Annotated in this window: 7 protein-coding genes; 6 read left to right on the top strand and 1 reads right to left on the bottom strand. The window is 66.3% G+C overall.

Annotation, left to right across the window (positions count from 1 at the left end; genetic code table 11):
• From HMPREF3115_RS32855 to HMPREF3115_RS25715, 4 genes are all read left to right on the top strand, one after another.
• On the top strand, positions 1-730 hold a 730-nt coding region (locus HMPREF3115_RS32855; protein ID WP_256276435.1), incomplete at its 5' end, for a ShlB/FhaC/HecB family hemolysin secretion/activation protein.
• A gap of 318 nt (positions 731-1,048) precedes the next feature.
• Positions 1,049-1,291, top strand: a complete 243-nt coding sequence (locus tag HMPREF3115_RS30300) for a helix-turn-helix transcriptional regulator (protein ID WP_223852617.1) — start codon at positions 1,049-1,051, stop codon at positions 1,289-1,291.
• 88 nt (positions 1,292-1,379) lie between these two features.
• On the top strand, positions 1,380-2,009 hold the full coding sequence (locus HMPREF3115_RS25720) for an NAD(P)H-binding protein (protein WP_070556649.1): 630 nt from the start codon (positions 1,380-1,382) through the stop codon (positions 2,007-2,009).
• Positions 2,010-2,391: 382 nt separating this feature from the next.
• Positions 2,392-3,822: a purine-cytosine permease family protein gene (locus HMPREF3115_RS25715; RefSeq protein ID WP_039224935.1), complete on the top strand. Its 1,431-nt coding sequence runs from the start codon at positions 2,392-2,394 to the stop codon at positions 3,820-3,822.
• Positions 3,823-3,894: 72 nt separating this feature from the next.
• On the opposite strand, the gene HMPREF3115_RS25710 is transcribed toward HMPREF3115_RS25715, so the two are convergent.
• Positions 3,895-4,851, bottom strand: a complete 957-nt coding sequence (locus tag HMPREF3115_RS25710) for a LysR family transcriptional regulator (protein ID WP_006401094.1) — start codon at positions 4,849-4,851, stop codon at positions 3,895-3,897.
• Positions 4,852-5,047: 196 nt separating this feature from the next.
• On the opposite strand from HMPREF3115_RS25710, the gene HMPREF3115_RS25705 reads away from it, so the two are divergent.
• Positions 5,048-6,358 carry an MFS transporter gene (locus tag HMPREF3115_RS25705; protein ID WP_006407452.1) on the top strand — a complete coding sequence of 437 codons (1,311 nt, stop codon included), beginning with the start codon at positions 5,048-5,050 and terminating at the stop codon, positions 6,356-6,358.
• A gap of 31 nt (positions 6,359-6,389) precedes the next feature.
• On the top strand, positions 6,390-6,977 hold a 588-nt coding region (locus HMPREF3115_RS32850; protein WP_256276434.1), incomplete at its 3' end, for a hydantoinase/carbamoylase family amidase.

Raw genomic sequence — 6,977 nt, 5'->3', positions numbered from 1 at the left:
TTTCAAGCTGGCCCGAGTGCTCGCCCGTAGTCAGAATGGCGTGCTCGGTACGTACGTTCGCCTGTCGCGTCGTTTCGGACAAAGCTTCATCGAAGACACCGAGATTTCGCAGCAGCGCCGCAATAACACGACGATCGAGCTTGGGCTGACCGATCGCCACTACTTCGGTGGCGCTCAGTTCGATGGCTCGCTTGCATATCGTCAAGGTGTCGGTGGATTGGGTGCTCAGGAAGACACGTTGGCAGCGGGTGGTGGGCCGACCTATCGCTTCAAGATGGCCGTGCTGGATGCGAACCTGTCGGTGCCGTTCGCGATCGGCAAGCAGACGTTTCGCTATGTCGGCACGCTCCACGGCCAGTACACGGGCAACACACTCTATTACATCGACGACCTGACCATCGGTAGCCGCTACACCGTGCGCGGTTTCGACGGTGAAACGATGCTCGCCGCGGCGCGCGGATTCTATTGGCGCAACGAATTGCAGGCACCGATCGGCCAGACGGGGCAGGCACTTTATGCGGGACTCGACTATGGTCGAGTTTGGGGCCCGCAACCTGTTGCCCTCGTCGGTACGCAGTTGGCTGGAGCAGTGATCGGCCTAAAGGGCAGCGTGGGCACGCGACTCGGAACCTATGCGTACGATCTCTTCGCCGGTACGCCGGTTTACAAGCCGTCAGGTTTTCCGACGGCACGTGTGACGCTCGGTTTTCAGGTGACCGCTCAGTTCTGAAGACGATGACCTCAGGTACTGCTCCGACACGGATACATCGCAAGCCCGGTGTTGCATATGCTCGTCTGGGTGAGATTGCCGCCAAACGGGCTGATGCTTCCGACGCTCGAATGGCGCGGGCTGAAATCCTAGTTTCAGTTCCGCTGTGAATCGGGCTATGACGTCACAGGCGCCCCCGCGGGGTTTTCGTTTGTCCGCCCACACCGCCCTTACGGCAGCGTCCGCGCACCATCCGCGCTTGCCGTCACCTCCCGATAGAACGCATCGATCGCATTAACCATCTGCGACAACCCCGGCTGTTCCAGCGGATAGTGGGCGCTGCTCAACACGAGCGAGCGCACGCTCAAGCGCCGGCTGCAGGAAGAGGGCGCGTGCTTTCGCGACATTTCGAATGCGGTCCGCAAGGCGCGCGCGCAGGCGCTCGTTGCCGAGGGGCGGCTGTCGATCAAGGAGATTGCGCAGGAACTGGGGTTCAGCGACATGTCATCGTTCTCGCAGGCGTACAAGCGCTGGACGGGCGTGGCGCCGAGCATGTCGCGGCAAAGGGCGGGCGGTTCGTAGCGCGGGTTTGTGGCGGCGCGGCACGGCCGTACACTGCAGCGCTGGACATCAGCGATCAGCGCAACGTCATCCAACAGAGCGATCGAACATGAAACTGCTGCTTGTCGGCGCGACCGGTCTGGTCGGACGCCACGTCCTCGATGCGGCGCTCGCCGATCCGCGCGTCGCGCGCATCGTCGTCATCGCGCGCCGTCCGTTGTCACCGCATCCGAAGCTGCAGGCGGTGACGGTCGACTTCGAGCAGCTGCCGGCCGACGCGGATTGGTGGCGTGCCGACGCCGTGATCTGCACGCTGGGCACGACGATGCGCATCGCCGGATCGCAGGCGGCATTCCGGCGCGTCGATCACGACTATCCGCTCGCGGTCGCGCGCCTCGCGCATCGGCACGGCACGCCGACCTACGTACTGAATTCCGCGCTCGGCGCGGATCCGGCGTCGCGCGTTTTCTACAGTCGCGTGAAGGGCGAAGTAGAGCGCTCGCTCGCGGACGTCGGTTTCGCGTCGCTGACGTACGTGCGTCCCGGGCTGATCGGCGGTAGCCGCGACGAGTTCCGGCTCGGGGAGCGCGCGTTGCAGTTCGCACTGAGGATCGCGGCCGCGCTGCTGCCGCCGAAGTGGCGCGTGAATCCCGCACCGCGCATTGCACGCGCGCTGCTCGATGCCGCGCTCGACGCGCGGCCGGGCGTGCATGTCGTCGCGTCGGACCGGCTGATCTGAGCGGCGAACGAACGGTGGACGAACGATGAAGGGCGCCGCCGATCGTCGCCTGTCGATGACGATGCCGCCGCCTCCCTTTCGGTTTCCATGCATCACCTTGCATCACGCTGCGACTCGCGCGCCGACCCATCTACACGCCTAAAAAAGCGGCGAAAGACGGGTATTTCCGGATATCGGACAAGTTGTATATACAAGATCATGCGCTGGCAATGCCTGCCCGCGTCGTGCCGCATGCGCGGCGCCGTGCTCGTCGCGCCCATCGCGCATGCATGGCGTCGCTCGGCGAGCCACGGCGCCGCGTCGAAGCGCCGCACCGACGGCTCGACACGTTCAGCGTCCCGTTCGAACCATTTGTCGTCCCGAGTCATCTGGAGATTTGCCCGTGTCAACGCATCCCACCGGAAACGCCGGCGGCTTGATCGAAGTCCGCTCGATCGATTTCATTCCCGACGCCGAACGTCACGGCGGTTTGCTGAGCCAGTTCACGTTGTGGCTGTCGGCGAACATGCAGATCACCGCGATCGTCACGGGCGCGCTCGCGGTCGTGCTCGGCGGCGACGTGTTCTGGTCGCTGATCGCGCTGCTGCTCGGGCAGCTGATCGGCGGCGCCGTGATGGCGCTGCACGGCGCGCAAGGTCCGCAACTCGGGCTGCCGCAAATGATCTCGAGCCGCGTCCAGTTCGGCGTGTACGGCGCGATGATCCCGATCGTGCTCGTGTGCCTGATGTACATCGGCTTTTCCGCGAGCGGGTCCGTGCTGGCGGGGCAGGCGGTCGCGCAGTTGCTGCACGTCGACGACGCGGCCGGCATCCTGCTGTTCGCGGCGGTGATCGTGGTGCTGACGGTGTGCGGCTATCGCGCGATCCACTTCGTCGGCCGAATCGCGAGCGTGATCGGCATCGTCGCGTTCGTCTACATGTTCGCTCAGCTGTTCGCGAACCACGACATCGGCGCGCTGCTCGCGAACCGGCATTTCACGCTCGCGAGCTTCCTGCTGTCGATGTCGCTGTCGGCATCGTGGCAGATCGCGTTCGGCCCGTACGTCGCCGACTACTCGCGCTATCTGCCGCGCTCGACGTCGTCGCTCGGCACGTTCTTCGCGGTGGGCCTCGGCTCCGTGATCGGCGCGCAGGCGGCCATGGTGTTCGGCGTGTTCGCGGCGGCGCTGGCCGGCAGCGGCTTCGCGCACCACGAAGTCGCGTACATCGTCGGCCTCGGTTCGACGGGCGCCGTGGCCGCGCTGCTGTATTTCAGCATCGCGTTCGGCAAGGTCACGGTGACGGCGCTCAACGCGTACGGCAGCTTCATGTCGATGGCGACGATCGTCAGCGGCTTTCGCGGCAAGGGCGCGGTGTCGTCGCGCAGCCGGCTGCTGTACATCTTCGGGATGATCTGCGTCTCGACGCTGATCGCGCTGGCCGGTCGCCATTCGTTCCTGAAGGAATTCACGGCCTTCATCCTGTTCCTGCTCGCGTTCTTCACGCCGTGGAGCGCGATCAATCTCGTCGACTACTACTGCTTCACGCGTTCGCGCTACGACGTGCCGGCGCTGTCCGACCCGGACGGCCGCTACGGCCGCTGGAACGCGATGGCGATCGCGATCTACGTGATCGGCATTCTCGTGCAGCTGCCGTTCATGTCGACGCACGTCTATACGGGCCCGCTCGTCGACGCGCTCGGCGGCACCGACATCTCGTGGATTCTCGGCCTCGTCGTGCCGGCCGTGCTGTATTACGTGGGCGCACGCGCGTCGCGTCGCAGCATTCCCGAACGCCTGATTCTGCCGCTCGAGCGCGGCGAAGCGCAGCCCTGACGGTGCGCATCGGGCCGGCATGCGTGCGGCCCGAGTTGCCTACAGCGCGTGCACTGCGTCGCGCCTGCGTCGCTATTTCCCGAGCCGCTGCGCGAGCGAATAGCGCTGCATGCAGCGCTCCATCGCCTCGAGAAACGCCAGCTCGGCCGCATTCATCTTGCGGTCGCGATGCCACAGCAGGAACACGTCGACGTCGACGAGCCCTTCGTCGGGCGGCAGCCGCCACAGCCGCTGCTGGGCGATGTCGTCGCGCACGATATGCTCGGGCAGGCAGCCGATGCCGTAGCCGGCGAAAATCAGCCGCCGCACTTCCTCGAGGCTCGGCGACGACGCGACGATGCGTCCGGTGAAGCCCTTCTGATCGCGAAATACCGTGAGCGGCGACAGGCTGTCGCCGATCTGATCGCTCGTAAACGACACGAAGTTCTCGGCGAGCAGGTCTTCCATCCGCAACTGCGTCTGCCCGAACAGACGATGATGGCGACCGCAGTAGATCGCATAGCGCTGGCGCAGGAAGCAGCGCATCTCGAGCTTGTCGTGCGGCGTGCGGCACAGGCCGAGCCCGGCCGTCGCGGTCTTCTGCAGCAGCGACGACAGGATGTCCGACGAGCGCATCACTTCGATCTGAAGATCGACGCGCGGATACGCGCGATGGAAATCCGCGAGGAATTCGTCGTAGACGGGCGACTCGATGCGGCTCACGGTCAACAGCCGGATCGAGCCGGTGAGGTCGGCCGTGCTGTCGTCGAGCTCCGTTTCGAGGCGCGAGATGCCGCCATAGATGTCGCTCGCGATCCGGTAGACGGCTTCGCCGGCCGGCGTCGGCGCGAAGTGCGCGCCGCGCCGCTCGATCAGCCGTCGCTCGAGCGTGTCCTCGAGCCGGCGCAACGCCTGGCTCACCGCGGGCTGCGTCACGTGCAGCCGCGCGGCCGCGCGACTCACGCTGCGCTCCTGCATGATCACCAGATAGGTACGCAACAGGTTCCAGTCGAGACGGTCGTTGAGGAAGGGAGCGAGATCGGCGCGCATCGGGTCTCCGGACGGCAGGTGTGCCGTGCATTAGCTGAATTTATACGCCGAATAATAACTTGAAATTTGACTAATGAATTGCGGCGGCCGATAAAGGAGGCGTGCCGCAGCGTGCGGCCCGAGGCCGCGACAGACGGTCGCCATCACCATATTGCGTGCCGTTGCCGAGTGGCCCGGCGCGCGACAGGAGCCCCGCATGACCCAGTCTCTTCCTTCCGCCCGTCAGCCGGGCCGCGCCGCGACGGCCGCGTTCATCGGCACGATGATCGAGTGGTACGACTTCTACATCTACGCGACCGCCGCTGCACTCGTGTTCGGCGAGCTGTACTTCCCGTCGCACGACCGCTTCGTCAGCACGATGGCGTCGTTCGCGACGTTCGCGGTCGGCTTTTTCGCACGCCCGCTCGGCGGCATCGTATTCGGCCATCTGGGCGATCGCATCGGCCGCAAGAAGGCGCTGATGACGACGCTGATGATGATGGGCGTCGCGACCGTCTGCGTCGGGCTGCTGCCCGACTACGCGACGGTCGGCATGCTCGCGCCGGTGCTGCTCGTCGTGCTGCGCATCGTGCAGGGCATCGCGGTCGGCGGCGAGTGGGGCGGCGCGGTGCTGATGGCGGGCGAACACGCGCCGCAGGGCCGCCGCACGTTCTTCGCGTCGTTCGCGCAGCTCGGCAGCCCGGCCGGCCTGATCCTGTCGCTGCTCGCGTTTCGCGCGGTCACGTCGATGGACAAGGCCGATTTCCTCGCATGGGGCTGGCGCCTGCCGTTTCTCGCAAGCGCGGTGCTGCTGATCGTCGGCATCCTGATCCGGCTCGGCGTGAACGAATCGCCCGAGTTCGCCCGCGTGAAGGAAGCGAACCGCACGGTGAAGCTGCCGGTGGCCGAAGTGTTCCGGTCCGCATGGGGGCTCGTGCTGCTCTGCATCGGCGCGAACACGATCGGGATCGCGGGCGTCTATTTCACGAACACGTTCATGATCGCGTACACCACGCAGTACGTCGGCGTGTCGCGGTCGCTGATTCTCGACAGCCTGTTCGCGGTCGCGATCATCCAGTTCGTCGGCCAGCCGATTTCCGCGTGGATTGCCGAGCGTATCGGCGGCGCGCGCTTCCTGAAGCTCGCGGCCGCGCTCGCGATGCTGTCGCCGTATCCGATGTTCATGCTCGTGCAGGGCGGCACGTCGGTGTCGCTCGTGACGGGCATCGCGATCGCGGTCGTCTGCATGTCGGGCTTCTATTCGGTGATCGCGGGCTTCGTCAGCGGCGTGTTTCCCGCGCACGTGCGCTATTCGGCGATCTCGCTCGCGTACCAGATCTGCGGCGCGCTCGCGGGCGGCCTGACGCCGCTCGTCGGCACGTGGCTCGCGCACCGCTTCGCGGGCCAGTGGTGGCCGCTCGCGGTGTTCTACACGTGCCTGTCCGGCATCTCGCTGCTCTGCATCGTCGCGCTCGATGCGCGCCGCGCGGCGCAGCCGGCCGGCGCCGAAGCGCTCGGCACGCACTGAGCACCGATTCACGGTTTTATCCGGAGTGCATATGAAAGACCTGTTGAAAATCGACGGCGACCGCCTGTGGCGCAGCCTGACGGACATGGCGCGCATCGGCGCGACACCTCGCGGCGGCGTGCGCCGGCTTGCGCTCACCGAAGACGACCGGCGCGGGCGTGACCTGTTCGCGCAGTGGTGCCGCGACGCGGGCATGACGGTCAGCGTCGACGAAGTCGGCAACCTGTTCGCGCGGCGCGACGGCGCAGACGCGCACGCGGCGCCGGTGCTGATCGGCAGCCATCTCGACACGCAGCCCGAAGGCGGGCGCTTCGACGGCGTGTACGGCGTGCTGGCCGCGCTCGAACTCGTGCGCACGCTGAACGCTGCAGGCGTCGTGACGAACAAGCCGCTCGAGATCGTGTCCTGGACGAACGAGGAGGGTGCACGCTTCGCGCCGGCGATGCTCGGCTCGGCCGTGTTCACCGGTGCGCTGCCGCTTGCCGATGCGCTTGCGACGCGCGATGCCGACGGCGTCTCGCTCGGCGATGCGCTCGACGCCTGCGGCTATCGCGGCACGCGGCGCACGGGCGGCGCGGTCGACGCCTATTTCGAAGCGCATATCGAGCAGGGGCCCGTG

The sequence above is a fragment of the Burkholderia sp. HMSC10F09 genome (genome assembly GCF_001806955.1).
Lineage (GTDB): Bacteria > Pseudomonadota > Gammaproteobacteria > Burkholderiales > Burkholderiaceae > Burkholderia > Burkholderia multivorans.
Note: the sequence above shows the minus strand (reverse complement) of the source record. Positions and strands in the feature narration are given on the sequence as shown.

Excerpts from the sequence above, each read along its gene's own strand:
- HMPREF3115_RS25720 (WP_070556649.1), top strand. The coding sequence starts at position 1,380 with ATGAAACTGCTGCTTGTCGGCGCGACCGGTCTGGTCGGACGCCACGTC.
- HMPREF3115_RS25710 (WP_006401094.1), bottom strand. The coding sequence starts at position 4,851 with ATGCGCGCCGATCTCGCTCCCTTCCTCAACGACCGTCTCGACTGGAAC.
- HMPREF3115_RS25705 (WP_006407452.1), top strand. The coding sequence starts at position 5,048 with ATGACCCAGTCTCTTCCTTCCGCCCGTCAGCCGGGCCGCGCCGCGACG.